Source organism: Janthinobacterium sp. 1_2014MBL_MicDiv, assembly GCF_001865675.1.
Taxonomy (GTDB): domain Bacteria; phylum Pseudomonadota; class Gammaproteobacteria; order Burkholderiales; family Burkholderiaceae_D; genus Janthinobacterium.
The window spans coordinates 1,690,850-1,704,444 of record NZ_CP011319.1 but is presented as its reverse complement, the minus strand read 5'-3'; the positions used below and the strand labels follow the sequence as shown (position 1 = coordinate 1,704,444).

At 63.5% G+C, this 13,595-nt stretch carries 12 protein-coding genes; 8 read left to right on the top strand and 4 right to left on the bottom strand.

The annotated features are described in order from the left end of the window. Positions 1–234: 234 nt before the first annotated feature. Positions 235–1,497 carry a lysophospholipid transporter LplT gene (gene lplT / locus YQ44_RS07580; protein WP_071322855.1) on the top strand — a complete coding sequence of 421 codons (1,263 nt, stop codon included), beginning with the start codon at positions 235–237 and terminating at the stop codon, positions 1,495–1,497. 184 nt (positions 1,498–1,681) lie between these two features. Here lplT and YQ44_RS07575 read toward each other — a convergent pair whose 3' ends face one another. The 4 genes from YQ44_RS07575 to tsaB are packed head-to-tail and all read right to left on the bottom strand — an operon-like array spanning position 1,682 to position 4,788. After that, positions 1,682–2,638 (bottom strand): DUF1853 family protein, encoded by a 957-nt coding sequence (locus YQ44_RS07575; RefSeq protein WP_071322854.1) that lies wholly within the window; start codon positions 2,636–2,638, stop codon positions 1,682–1,684. Beyond that, complete coding sequence (locus tag YQ44_RS07570; protein ID WP_071322853.1) at positions 2,625–3,560, bottom strand: uracil-DNA glycosylase; 936 nt, start codon at positions 3,558–3,560, stop codon at positions 2,625–2,627. Before YQ44_RS07570 ends, YQ44_RS07575 begins: the two co-directional genes overlap by 14 nt. Beyond that, a complete protein-coding gene (rimI, locus tag YQ44_RS07565) occupies positions 3,557–4,066 on the bottom strand; it encodes a ribosomal protein S18-alanine N-acetyltransferase (RefSeq protein ID WP_071322852.1) in 510 nt (169 codons plus the stop codon). Before rimI ends, YQ44_RS07570 begins: the two co-directional genes overlap by 4 nt. Beyond that, on the bottom strand, positions 4,063–4,788 hold the full coding sequence (gene tsaB / locus YQ44_RS07560) for a tRNA (adenosine(37)-N6)-threonylcarbamoyltransferase complex dimerization subunit type 1 TsaB (RefSeq protein WP_071322851.1): 726 nt from the start codon (positions 4,786–4,788) through the stop codon (positions 4,063–4,065). Before tsaB ends, rimI begins: the two co-directional genes overlap by 4 nt. A gap of 303 nt (positions 4,789–5,091) precedes the next feature. Here tsaB and dapC point away from each other — a divergent pair, with 303 nt between their 5' ends. From dapC to YQ44_RS07525, 7 genes are all read left to right on the top strand, one after another. Further along, positions 5,092–6,321: a succinyldiaminopimelate transaminase gene (gene dapC / locus YQ44_RS07555; RefSeq protein WP_071322850.1), complete on the top strand. Its 1,230-nt coding sequence runs from the start codon at positions 5,092–5,094 to the stop codon at positions 6,319–6,321. 13 nt (positions 6,322–6,334) lie between these two features. Further along, positions 6,335–7,162, top strand: coding sequence for a 2,3,4,5-tetrahydropyridine-2,6-dicarboxylate N-succinyltransferase (gene dapD / locus YQ44_RS07550; RefSeq protein WP_071322849.1), 828 nt, complete (start codon positions 6,335–6,337; stop codon positions 7,160–7,162). 122 nt (positions 7,163–7,284) lie between these two features. Further along, positions 7,285–8,832: an FAD-dependent oxidoreductase gene (locus tag YQ44_RS07545; RefSeq protein WP_071322848.1), complete on the top strand. Its 1,548-nt coding sequence runs from the start codon at positions 7,285–7,287 to the stop codon at positions 8,830–8,832. A gap of 135 nt (positions 8,833–8,967) precedes the next feature. Beyond that, a complete protein-coding gene (locus tag YQ44_RS07540) occupies positions 8,968–9,321 on the top strand; it encodes an ArsC family reductase (RefSeq protein ID WP_071322847.1) in 354 nt (117 codons plus the stop codon). A 54-nt stretch (positions 9,322–9,375) separates the two neighbouring features. Beyond that, positions 9,376–10,512: a succinyl-diaminopimelate desuccinylase gene (gene dapE / locus YQ44_RS07535; RefSeq protein ID WP_071322846.1), complete on the top strand. Its 1,137-nt coding sequence runs from the start codon at positions 9,376–9,378 to the stop codon at positions 10,510–10,512. A 54-nt stretch (positions 10,513–10,566) separates the two neighbouring features. After that, positions 10,567–11,457 (top strand): 50S ribosomal protein L3 N(5)-glutamine methyltransferase, encoded by an 891-nt coding sequence (gene prmB / locus YQ44_RS07530; RefSeq protein ID WP_071326325.1) that lies wholly within the window; start codon positions 10,567–10,569, stop codon positions 11,455–11,457. A gap of 138 nt (positions 11,458–11,595) precedes the next feature. Continuing rightward, complete coding sequence (locus tag YQ44_RS07525) at positions 11,596–13,590, top strand: ATP-binding cassette domain-containing protein (RefSeq protein ID WP_071322845.1); 1,995 nt, start codon at positions 11,596–11,598, stop codon at positions 13,588–13,590. Positions 13,591–13,595: the final 5 nt, after the last annotated feature.

Below are 13,595 nucleotides of genomic sequence, written 5' to 3'. Positions count from 1 at the left end.
ACGGCAGGTGGGAAAGCCGTATTTTACCGGATGGGCCGGACGCGGGTCGGCAGGCGTGCACGATGGTCGCACACGACAGTATTTATAAAATGCTCATATGTATGTGTATTTTTCTACGGCAGAAAAATTAAGCTTCGCTTAGGCAAGACGATGCAAAGCGGGCCCGTCCAAACTTGGGGTTTGCCGTTTTTTCGTGGTATAAAGCAAGCCAGATATGATTTCAGGCATTCCAGAATGAATCGTGGTTTTTATACCATCATGGCGGCGCAGTTCTTTTCCTCGCTGGCAGATAACGCCCTCTTTTTTGTCGCCGTCGATTTATTGGTGTCCATGAAATCCCCGGCGTGGATCACGCCGCTGCTCAAACTGTCGTTCGTGCTGTTCTACGTGCTGCTGGCCGCCTTCGTCGGCGCCTTCGCCGACGCCCTGCCTAAAGGCAAGGTCATGTTCATCGCCAACATGGTCAAGATCTTTGGCTGCGCCCTCGTCTTTTTCCACGTGCACCCGCTGCTGGCCTACGCCGTCGTCGGCTTTGGCGCGGCCGTGTACTCGCCCGCCAAGTACGGCATCCTGACGGAATTGCTGCCGCCGGAAAAGCTGGTGGCGGCGAATGGCTGGATCGAAGGCTTGACCGTCACCTCCATCATCCTCGGCACCGTCATGGGCGGCGCGCTCGTCAGCGGCCACGTGTCCGACATGCTGCTGTCCTTCGACTTCCCGCTGATCGACACGGGCATCACCAACAAGACGGAAGCGGCCCTGTGCGTGGTGGTTGGCATCTACATCCTCGCCACGCTGGCCAACCTGAAGATTCCCGACACGGGCTGCGTGTATCCGCACCAGGAACGCAATCCTATCAAACTGATTACCGATTTTGCCAATTGCTATTCCATCCTGTGGAAAGACAAGCTGGGCCAGATCACCCTGGCCGTGACGACCCTGTTCTGGGGCGCCGGCGCCACCTTGCAGCTGATCGTGCTGGAATGGGCCAAGCAATCCTTGAATATGCCGTTCGACAAGGCGACCAGCCTGGTGGGCGTGGTCGCCATCGGCGTGGCGGCCGGCGCCGTGCTGTCGGCCCGCTTCATTCCGCTGCGCAAATCGCTGACCGTCATTCCGCTCGGCATCGCCATGGGCGTGATCGTCATGATGATGACGCAAGTGCATTCCGTGTGGATCGCCTACCCGCTGCTGATACTGATCGGCGCCCTGTCCGGCTTCTTCGTCGTGCCGATGAACGCCCTGCTGCAACACCGCGGCCACGTGCTGATGAGCGCAGGCCATTCGATCGCCGTGCAGAACTTCAATGAAAACCTGTCCATTTTGACCATGCTGGCCGTGTATTCCATCATGATCCGCCTGCACCTGCCGCTGAACATCATCATCACCCTGTTCGGCCTGTTCGTCGCCGGCACCATGTACATGATCATGCGCAAGCACAAGCTGAACCAGGCCGAACACGACAATCTGTCGCTGATTGGCGAGCAAAAACATTAAGCAATGTGGCGTCGGATTACGCGCTACGCGCTAATCCGACCTACCGCGCTAATCCGACCTACGTAACTGAGCACCATAATCTGTCGTTGATTGGCAAGCAGAAACACTGAAACACTCAACCCAAGCCAAGGATGGGGTCAGACCATCAGGGTCGAACCCCGGATTTCGTATTGGATTCAGAGTTTTAAATCGGTAAGCCACCTGCCAGCCGTCGCGCGGCAGCCTGCGCCGTCCAATCCTCGGGCACGACAAAGCCCCTCGCGCGCTCCACTTCCCAACCTTCGATATTATCCACCTGCGCCACCATCACCGGTTGCGCCAGATCAAACAACTGCGCTTGCAAGGCGGCCGCATCGAGCACCGCCACGTCGCGGCCCTTGAACGGTGCCAGCCACTGCAGGCGCGGCAGGACGACATAGCGCTGTCCCGCCAGCTGTGCCGGCGTGCACCAGAAGCCATGACCATGCTCCAGGGAAATGCCGTCGATGCGGGGCGCCGTGCCGGGAGCGTAGAACAGCCAGCCCTTGACGAGCGCCTGCGCCGCGCGCACCGGTTGCGCCAGCAAGCTTTGCGCGGCCGGATGGCGGGACAGGGCCAGCTGCTTGTCGAGTATCTTGCGCATCTTCAAGCCCAAGGTATCGGCCAGGTTGGGGCCGATCAAGTGGTTGAAAATACCGGGATCGGGCGCGCCTTCGAGCAGGTAGAACTTGGTGGCAAATTCCCAGTGCAGCAAGGAATTGCCGTCGCCATCCATGTTTTTCAGCAGGAAGTCGAACTCGCCCACGGTGTCGTTGCGGTTGACCTGCACTTGCAAGCCGTGGGCTTGCAATACGCCATGTTGCTCAAAATAAAAGGCCAGCAGCTTTTCAGCATACAGGCCCAGGCGGGAATAGAATCGCGGCCCCAGCGCCGCTTCGAGCGGCGCCGGCTCCACCTGCAGTGCGTCCAGCCATGCGGCCACGGCGGGCGTGAGCGGCCCCAGGCTGGCGATGCGCCCGCCCCAGTGGGCGCTGGCCGGGGCCAGCAAGTCGGGCGAGTCGAGCAGCCAGGCCAGCGCCCGCACGTGGGGGCGGGTCAGGTGCCCCCAGCGCTGCTCGAAACGGGCCTGGAAGCTGTCGCTGGCCGTGTCAGCCGCGGGCATGCGTGCTTTTCGCCAGGCACAGGTCGGCCCAGGCGCGCGCCTTGGCCTTGCCCGTCTCGTCCTGCAACAGCATTTCCGGATGGAAGGTCGCCACGACGGCAGCATTGCCCAGCTGGCGCACCTTGCCGCGCACGGGTTTTTCGCCCGGCGTGATGCCGGCGGCAGCCATCGAACCGAGCGTGACGATGGTGCGCGGTTGCAGCAGGGCCAGTTCGCGCTCGAAATACGGCCGGCAAGCGGCAGACTCGGCCTCTGTCGGCAAGCGTTCCTGTCCCGCATCATCGAGCGGACGGCATTTCAGCAAGTGGGTAATATACACATCGCGCCCCGCATCGACGGCGATGGCTTTCAGCATATTGTCGAGCAACTGGCCTTGTTCGCCCGGCAAGGCGCGCCCTTCCCGCTCTTCCGCACGCGAGGGGCTGCTGGCCAGCATCAGCCAATCGCCCTGGCGGTCGCCACGGCCCATGACGACGCCCTTGCGCGTCTTGCACAGGTCGCAGCGCGCGCATTTGGCCACGGCCGCCGTCAAGCCTTCCCAGTCGAGGGCGGCGATGTCGGCGTCGCTCAGCTGCCTGGCGGGCGGCGGCGCGGGCGCGTCGTCGAACCAGGCCGTGTCGTCCGGCGCGGCGGCTGGAACGGGCACGACGGCAACGGCGACCGGTGCCATCTCTGCCACATCCGCCACGACGGCCACCTCGGCAGGCACCGCAGCCACGGGCGCAGGCGCTTCGGCTGGCGGCGTTGCGGCCACCGGCACGGGGACGGGGACGGGTGCCGGCACCGTCACGGGCGCGGCAACCTCCACTGTGGCAACGATGTCCGCCAGCGCTGCTTCGGCGGCCTCGGGCGCGGCGCCCTGGCGCAGGCGCCACAGGGGGCCGACGCCCATTTCATCGAGGAAAACGGCGCTGCGGCTCATAAGGTATAACGCATCACGATGGCGTCCTCACGTTGCGAGTTACTGGCCGGATAGTATCCCTTGCGCCGGCCTATCTGTGCAAATCCATAGCGCTGGTAAATATCGAGCGCGCGCACATTCGACGGGCGCACTTCCAGCAGCATCGATTCCATGCCCAGCTGGCGCGCGCAGGCGCAGGCCTGGTTCAGCAGGAAACGGCCCAGCCCCTGGCCCTGAATGGCGCCGTCGACGGCCACGTTGAGCAAATGCGCCTCGTCGACGACCAGCATCAGCAGGAAGTAGCCGAGCAAGGTGCCATCCACGTCGCGCAAGACCCAGGCCGGGTAACCGCTCTGCAGCGAATCGACAAAGTTGCCATGCGTCCAGGGATGCGGATATACGCGCTGCTCCAGCGCCAGCACTTCGGCCAGGTCCGCTTCGCCCATCGGCTGATAGTCGAGGCGCAGCAAGTCCCAGCCGGCTGCGCTGTCGGCCTGCGTTACCGCGTCCTTGCCCGCCTCCCTCATTGCACGGACTCCGCGGCCGCCTTGGCGGCCTGCATGTCCAGGCGTTCGGCGCTCGTGTAGGCGATCTTGTTGCGCAAGTACAAAGGCTGGGCATCGGCCGCCTTCACGACGTGGCCGGCGGCAAAAGCAATGCGCGCCAGCTGCGCCACCTGCACGGCGTGCGGCATGATGGCGGCATCGGCAGTGGCGGCGCAGGGCAGCGCGGCCAATGCCTCGGCATACGCCGTGAAGCCATTGCCGCAGCCGGCGACGTCGCCCTGCGGCGCCACGCCGGCCGGCGCGCTCAGGGCCGGCGGCAAGATGGCTTGCAAGCCATCCTGGCAATCGTATTGCGCCCAGTACACTTCACCCATGCGGGCGTCGAGCACGGTTACGATGCGTTGCGCGCCATGCTGCTGATGGCACGCGAGCGCCATCGCATCAAGGGTGACGACGGGCACGACGGGCAGGCTGGCGCCATAGGCCAGGCCTTGCGCGATGCCGCATGCCGTGCGCACGCCCGTAAACGAGCCGGGGCCGGAGCCATAGGCGATGGCATCGACCTCGGCCAGGGTCACGCCCGCTTCGGCCAGCAGTTCTTGCACCATCGGCAAGATGGACTGGGAATGGGTGCGCACGCCCGAGGAAGAGCGGGACAGGACGGCATCGCCGCGCAGCAGGGCGCAAGACGCGAGTTCCGACGAAGTTTCAATAGCAAGCAGGGTGGGAAGTAAGGTAGACATAGCGTATTTTACCCTGCCGCGCCATGGCGCGGCACTCCCCGGCGCGGCAAGGCCGTGATGGGCAGGCGGCGCGCCGGGGCTGGCAGGACCTGGCATGAACCGGGCCCGGCGCCAGCCATGGCCACGAGGCCGGCACCAGCCGCAGCCAAGGCCAAGGCATCGCCCTGCCAGGCCCCGCTTGCACAGCCCATGCGCGAGGACGGCTATAATAAAAGGCTGAGCCGATTTATTTGACCTGCGTCATTGCGCCGTGCCGGCCATGATCGGCGACACCATCATTCCACTCTTGCCCTGGTCCGCTCCGTGAATCCACTTCTTGCTAAACTGCAACCATATCCGTTTGAAAAGCTGCGCCAGCTGTTTGCCGGCGTGACGGTCAATCCCGACTACGCGCCCATCAGCCTGGGCATGGGCGAGCCCAAGCATCCGACGCCAGCCTTCATCGAGCAGGCATTGACGGACAATATCCATGGCCTGGCCAGCTATCCGACCACCATCGGTTCGGAAGCCTTGCGTACCGCCATTGCCGGCTGGCTCGAGCGCCGCTATGGCATCCCCAAGCTCAATCCTGCCACGCAAATCCTGCCCGTGAACGGTTCGCGCGAAGCGCTGTTTGCGCTGGCGCAAACGGTGATCGATCCGTCGGCCGGCTCGCTCGTGATCAGCCCGAATCCGTTTTACCAGATCTATGAAGGCGCGGCCTACCTGGCCGGCGCCGAACCGTATTTCGTCAATTCCGACCCGGCGCGCAATTTCGGCTGCGATTACGACAGCGTGCCCGCGTCCGTGTGGGAAAAGGTCAAGCTGCTGTTCCTGTGTTCGCCGGGCAACCCGACGGGCGCCGTCCTGAGCCTGACGGACTGGGAACACCTGTTCGCCCTGTCCGAGCGCCACGACTTCGTCATCGCCGCCGACGAGTGCTATTCCGAGATTTACCACGGCGACACGCCCCCGCTGGGCGCGCTGCAGGCGGCGCACATGCTGGGCCTGTCCACCATCGAGCGTCCATATGCGCGCCTGGTGGTGTTTTCCAGCCTGTCGAAGCGCTCGAACGTGCCGGGCATGCGCTCGGGCTTTGTCGCCGGCGACGCGGAAGTGCTGAAAAAATTCCTGCTGTACCGAACCTACCACGGCGGCGCCATGAGCCCCGCCGTGCAGGCGGCCTCCGTCGCGGCCTGGAACGACGAAACCCATGTCGAGGAAAATCGCGCCAAGTACCGCGCCAAGTTCGACGCCATCACGCCGCTGCTGCAAACGGTGATGGACGTGCAACTGCCGGACGCCGGCTTCTACCTGTGGGCCGACGTCAGCCGCACGGGACTGTCCGACACGCAATTCGCGCAACGCCTGTACGCCGAATATAATGTCACGGTATTGCCTGGCAGTTACCTGGCGCGCGACGCGCACGGCATCAATCCGGGCCGCAACCGCATCCGCATGGCCCTCGTGGCCGAAACGGCCGAAGGGCTGGAAGCGGCGCTGCGCATAGTAAAATTCTGCCAGCAGCTTTCCGCATCCGCATCAATCAACTAAACAAGACATCATCATGAGCCAACAACTGCAAAACATCATCGACCAGGCCTGGGAAAACCGCGCCGAGATCAATCCGGGCAACGGCACTGCCGAACTGCGCGACGCCGTCGCCCACGTCATCAATGGCCTGGACAACGGCAGCATCCGCGTAGCGGAAAAAACCACGGGCGACTGGGTCGTCAACCAGTGGGTCAAGAAAGCCGTGCTGCTGTCGTTCCGCCTGGAAGACAACGTCGTCCTGCCATCGGATGGCACGATGCAGTTCTACGACAAGGTGCCGACCAAGTTCGCCAACTACACGAAGGAAGACTTCGCCAAGGGCGGTTTCCGCGTGGTGCCGCCAGCCGTCGCCCGCCGCGGCAGCTTCATCGCCAAGAACGTCGTGCTGATGCCGTCCTACGTCAACATCGGCGCCTACGTCGATGAAGGCGCCATGGTCGACACCTGGGCCACCGTCGGTTCCTGCGCGCAGATCGGCAAGAATGTCCACCTGTCCGGCGGCGTCGGCATCGGCGGCGTGCTCGAGCCCATGCAAGCGAACCCGACCATCATCGAAGACAATTGCTTCATCGGCGCCCGCTCGGAAATCGTCGAAGGCGTGATCGTCGAGGAAAACTCGGTCATCTCGATGGGCGTCTACATCGGCCAGTCGACCAAGATCTACGACCGCGCCACGGGCGAAGTCACCTACGGCCGCGTGCCAGCCGGCTCCGTCGTGGTGTCGGGCAACCTGCCATCGGAAGACGGCAAGTACTCGCTGTACTGCGCTGTGATCGTCAAGCGCGTGGATGCGAAGACCCGCGCCAAGACCGGCATCAACGAGTTGCTGCGCGGAATTTAATCACTGCGCCGCAAGGCGCACGCCATACCCCGGATGTCCCGCTCTGGCGGGACATTTTCATTTCCGGTACGCAACTTCAATCGTCCCGCCCCCGCCTTCCATCCTGTCCTATACTGGATGGCATGAATACACCTCCCGTATTGATCGTCGGCGCCGGCCCTACCGGCCTCATGCTTGCCTTGCGCCTGGCGCGCCATGGCGTCGATTGCCGCATCATCGACAAAAATAGCGGACCGGGCCAGGCGTCGCGGGCCATGGCCGTGCATGCGCGCACCCTGGAGTTTTACCAGCAGCTGGGCTTTGCCGACGAGCTGGTCAGCCTCGGCATCAAGATCAATGCGGCGCACATCCACGAAGGCGGCGAGGAACTGGTGAAACTGACGCTGGGCGAGATCGGCGAAGGCCTGAGCCCCTATCCCTTCGTGCTGAGCCTGCCCCAGGACGAACATGAACGTTTTCTTATCAGCAAGCTGGCGGCGGCCGGCGTGCACGTGGAATGGAACCTCACGCTGGACCTGTGGACGCAGGACGATAGCGAAGTGCAAGCCATTCTATTGAAAGATGGCGAACGCCAATATTGCACGTTTGACTATATCTGCGGCTGCGACGGCGCCCGCAGCGCCGTGCGCACGATCGCCGGCGTGGACTTTTCCGGCGGCACCTATGACCACCTGTATTACGTGGCCGATGCGCAGGTGGCCGGCGGCAACACGGATTTGCACGCCCACCTGGGCGCGAATTCCTTCGCCCTGATGCTGCCCGTGCGCACCAGCGGCATGCAACGCCTGATCGGCATCCTGCCCGACCGCCCGGAAGGCGCGCCCGCGCCCGTCTTCGACGACGTGCGCGCCGACGTGGAAACCCTGCTGGGAGCCCAGGTCGAGCACGTCAACTGGTTTTCCACGTATAAAGTGCATCACCGGGTGGCCGGGCAATTTCGCCAGCGGCGCTGCTTCCTCCTCGGCGACGCGGCGCACTTGCACAGCCCCGTCGGCGGCCAGGGCATGAACACGGGCCTGGGCGACGCCGTCAACCTGGCGTGGAAACTGGCGCAAAAGCTGCACGGCCAGAGCAACGACGCCCTGCTCGACACCTATGAAAGCGAGCGCATCGTCTTCGCGCGCCGCCTCGTCGCCACCACCGACCGCGCCTTCCAGGCCATCGTCGCGCAAGGCATGGCCGGGCAATTCCTGCGGCGCTGGCTGGTGCCGCACGCGCTGCCCTTCCTGTCCGGCTTCGAGCGCGCGCGCCGTTTGCTGTTCAAGACGGTATCGCAAATCCAGATCAGCTATGAAGACAGCGCCCTGTCCGCCGGCTACGCGGAACACTTGCGCGGCGGCGACCGCCTGCCGTGGTTCTCCGATGGCACGCAAGACAATTTCACGGCCCTGCGCAGCATGGATTGGCAATTGCATATCTATGGCGAGCCGGCGCCCGAACTGCTGGACGAGGCGCGTGTGCTCAAACTGCCCGTGCATTGCTATACCTTCAACGTGGCCGCCAAGCTGGCCGGACTGGGCCGCGACGCCGCCTACCTGGTGCGCCCCGACGGCCATATCGCGCTGGCCCTGCACCTGCAGGAAAGCGGCGCCCTGCGCGCCCTGGCCTTGCGCCTGGGCCTGCATTTCGGTGCGCCAGAGATGGGCAAGGCGGCGCCGCGGCCCGTGTAGGGGAATCCCCGGAACATGTTGCAGCGCCGCATCGGCTGCACATCGACTGTATAATGACGGCTAACATCGCATATCGTGCTGGCGCAAGCGCCGCGATCAAGCGAACCGCATTCATTCCCCGTTAGCACTATCACTATGACCATTACACTCTACGGTATCCCCAACTGCGATACCGTCAAAAAGGCCCGCACCTGGCTGGCCGCGCAGCAACTCGACTTCGCCTTCCACGACTTCAAGAAACAGGGCCTGGAACGGGCCACCGTGGAAGCGTGGCTGCAGCAGCTGCCGTGGGATGTGCTGGTCAACAGGAAAGGCACGACCTGGCGCGCCCTGTCCGACGAGCGCAAGGCATCGATCACCGACGCGGCCAGCGCCCTCGAGCTGATGCTGGAAAACCCGTCCATCATCAAGCGCCCCGTGCTGGACAAGGATGGCCAGTTCAGCGTGGCGTTTTCCGATACGCAGTACAAGACCATTTTTTCAGTTTAAACCCGCCACCTGCAAGGCTGGGGCGCCCCCAAGGGTACGACCCCGCTCTACACCATGACCACCTCCAAAACCCTCGCCCTGACCGAAAAACTGATCGCCCTGTCCTCGGTCACGCCCGATGACAAGGGCTGCCAGCAGCACCTGATCGATATCCTCACGCCGCTGGGCTTTGCCTGCGAGACGATACAGTCGAACGACGTCACCAACCTGTGGGCGCGCCGCGGCACGACGTCGCCCGTGTTCGTCTTTGCCGGCCATACGGACGTGGTGCCGACCGGCCCCGTCGAGCAATGGCGCTCGCTGCCATTCATTCCCACCCACCGCGACGGCAAGCTGTACGGCCGTGGCGCGGCCGACATGAAGACTTCGATCGCCGCGATGGTAGTTGCCTGCGAGGAATTCATCGCCGCCACGCCCGAGCACACGGGCTCGATCGCCTTTCTGATCACGAGCGACGAGGAAGGCCCGGCCACGGACGGCACCGTCATCGTCTGCGACAAGCTCAAGGAACGTGGCGAACGGATCGACTATTGCCTGGTGGGCGAACCGACGTCGAGCGCGCAGCTGGGCGACATGATCAAGAATGGCCGCCGCGGTTCGCTGTCGGGCCGGCTGACGATCAAGGGCGTGCAAGGCCATATCGCCTACCCGCACCTGGCGCAGAACCCCATCCACGAAGCGGCGCAGGCGCTGGCCGACCTGGTCGAGGAAAAATGGGACGCAGGCAACGAATATTACCTGCCGACGTCATGGCAAATGTCCAACATCAACGCGGGCACGGGCGCCAACAACGTGATTCCGGGCGACATGGTGATCGATTTCAACTTCCGCTTTTCCACGGCCAGCACGGCGGAAAGCCTGCAGGAGCGCGTCCACGCCATCCTCGACAAGCATGACTTGCAATACGATTTGCAATGGACCCTGAGCGGCCAGCCCTTCCTCACGCCGCGCGGCACCCTCTCCGACGCGCTGTCGTCCGCGATCCACGCGGAAACGGGCATCACGACGGAGCTGTCGACCACGGGCGGCACCTCGGATGGCCGGTTTATCGCGCAGATCTGCCCCCAAGTGATAGAATTCGGGCCGCCCAATGCCAGTATTCACAAGATCGACGAGCACATCGAACTGCGCCACATCGATCCCCTGAAAAATATTTACCGGCGTACGCTGGAGCATTTGCTGCCCGTCTGAATGAATACCGAGGCCCGTCACGGCGGGCCAGAACACCGTCTTTTCGAGAATGCCATGACCCCGAACCCGTTTTCCACGCCACGCGACCTGCTGCGCTACGCCGTCACCCGTTTCAACACCGCCAAGCTGTTTTTCGGCCACGGCAGCGCCGAAGCGTTCGACGAAGCGGCCTATCTGATCCTGCACACCTTGAAGTTGCCGCTCGACAAACTCGAACCCTTCCTCGACGCCAAACTGCTGCCGTCGGAAGTGGCCAGCGTGATGAGCGTCATCGACCGCCGCAGCATTGACCGCGTGCCGGCCGCCTACATCACCAAGGAAGGCTGGCTGGGCACCTACAACTTCTACGTCGACGAGCGCGTGATCGTGCCCCGCTCCTTCATCGCCGAACTGATCCCTGAATACTTCTCACCGTGGGTGGCGGAACCGGAAGCCGTGGAAAACATCCTGGAACTGTGCACCGGCTCGGGCTGCCTGTCGATCATGATGGCCGACGCCTTCCCGAACGCCCAGGTCGACGCCGTGGACATTTCCGCCGACGCGCTGGCCGTGGCCAAGCGCAACGTCGACACCTACAAGCTGCAGGACCGCGTCACCTTGATCGAATCGGACCTGTACGCGAACGTGCCGGCCAAGAAATACGACTTGATCATCAGCAACCCGCCGTACGTGAATTCCGCCTCGATGGGCGCCCTGCCGCAGGAATACCTGGCCGAACCGCAGATCGCCCTCGACGGCGGCAGCGACGGCATGGACCTGGTGCGCAAGATCATCGCCGGCGCGGCCGAGCGCCTGACGGACGACGGCATCCTGATGATTGAAATCGGCAACGAACGCGCATACGCGGAAGCGGCCTTCGGCGAGCTGGGCCTGACCTGGCTGACGACGAGCGCCGGCGACGACATGGTCTTCCTGCTGACGGCCGAGCAGTTGAAGCTGGTTTAATGGAATTGGTAGGTCGGATTAGCGTAGCGTAATCCGACATGCCTGTGCGGCACCCGTCGGATTACGCCCTGCGGACTAATCCGACCTACACGATGTTTTTACGGCGGGGGTCAAAGCCCAGCCTTTACAAAGAAAAAAATGATACGTTTCCTACAAGTAAGCCTGATGCGCGGCATCAAACCGTTGCTCGAACAAGTCGACGTCACCCTCAACCCGGGCGACAAGATCGGCCTGATCGGCGCCAATGGCGCGGGCAAATCGAGCCTGTTCGCGATGATGCGCGGCGAGCTGCACCCTGACCAGGGCGAGATCGATTTCCCGGCCAAGTGGCGCGTGGCTTACGTGGCGCAGGAAACGCCGCCGCTGGACCGCGCCGCGCTCGACTACGCGATCGACGGCGACGTCACCCTGCGCAAGCTGGAAGCGGAGCTGGCGCGCCTGGAATCGGAACCGGCAACGTCGGAAAACGGCATCGCCATCGGCGAAATCTACAGCGCGATGGCCGATGCCGACGCCTACACGGTGCAGTCGCGCGGCGAGCAGTTGCTGCTGGGCCTGGGCTTTACCCTGGACCAGATGCAGCAACCGGTGGCCAGCTTCTCCGGCGGCTGGCGCATGCGCTTGAACCTGGCGCAGGCGCTGATGTGCCCGTCCGACCTGCTGCTGCTCGATGAACCGACCAACCATCTGGACCTGGACGCCATCATCTGGCTGGAAGACTGGCTGAAACGCTACGCCGGCACCCTGCTGATCATTTCCCATGACCGCGACTTCCTCGACGAAGTGGTCAACGTGGTCGTGCATATCGACGAGCGCAAGCTGAAACGCTACTCGGGCAACTACTCGAGCTTCGAGCGCCAGCGCGCGGCGCAGATGATCCTGGCCGCCGGCGCGCTGGAAAAGCAGCAGCGCAAGCGCGCCCACCTGGAATCGTTCGTCAACCGCTTCAAGGCGCAAGCCTCGAAGGCGCGCCAGGCGCAAAGCCGCATGAAGGCGCTGGCGAAGATGGAAGAGCTGGCGCCATTGCGCGCCGCCGCCGAATTCTCGTTCGAATTCCGCGAGCCGCTGAGCGCGCCGAACCCGCTGCTGGTGATGGAAGACGTCGATGCGGGCTACAAGATCGAAAACGAAGCGACGGGCGAAATCACGCACAAGACCATCGTCAACGGCATCAAGTTTTCGCTGCAGATCGGCCAGCGCATCGGCCTCTTGGGCCAGAACGGCGCCGGCAAGTCGACCCTGATCAAGACCATCGCCGGCGAGCTGATGCCTTTGAACGGCGACGCCACCATGGGCAAGGGCCTCAACATCGGCTACTTCGCCCAGCACCAGGTGGAAATGCTGCGCCATGACGAATCGCCGCTGTGGCATCTGGCCAAGATCGCGCCGACCGTGCGCGAACAGGAGCTGCGCAACTTCCTCGGCGGCTTCAACTTCCCCGGCAACATGGTCACGGCCTCGATCGCGCCGTTCTCGGGCGGCGAAAAAGCCCGCCTGGCGCTGGCCCTGATCGTCTGGCAGCGTCCGAACTTGCTGTTGCTCGATGAACCGACCAACCATCTGGATCTGGAAACGCGCGAAGCGCTGACGGAAGCGCTGGCGCAGTTCGAAGGCACGCTCGTCGTCGTCTCCCATGATCGCCATTTGCTGCGCGCCACCACGGACGAATTCATCATCGTTGCCGACGGCAAGCTGCAGCCGTTCGACGGCGACCTGGACGACTACAAGGACTGGCTGTTCAAGACCAAGCTGGGCAAGGGCACGGACGTGCTGCCGGCCGCCGGCAAGGCCAACAAGACCGACTTTCCGGTAACCTCGTCCGTCCCTGCGCCGGCCGCCGCCCCTGCCGCCCCCGTGCGCGACAAGCGCCAGGAAGCGGAAGACCGCCAGAAGGCGGCCGCCCTGCGCAAGCCGATCGAAAACAAGATCAAGCGCCAGGAAGAGCAGATCGCCAAGCGCAATGCGCAAAAGGCGGAAACGGAAGCCAAGCTGGGCGAGCCGACCATCTATGACGCGGCCAACAAGGCCAAGCTGAAACAGCTGCTGGCGGATCAGACCTTCTTCACCAAGGACCTGGCGCAGCTGGAAGCGGAATGGCTGGACTTGCAGGATGAACTCGAAAAGCTCGGCTGATCAAG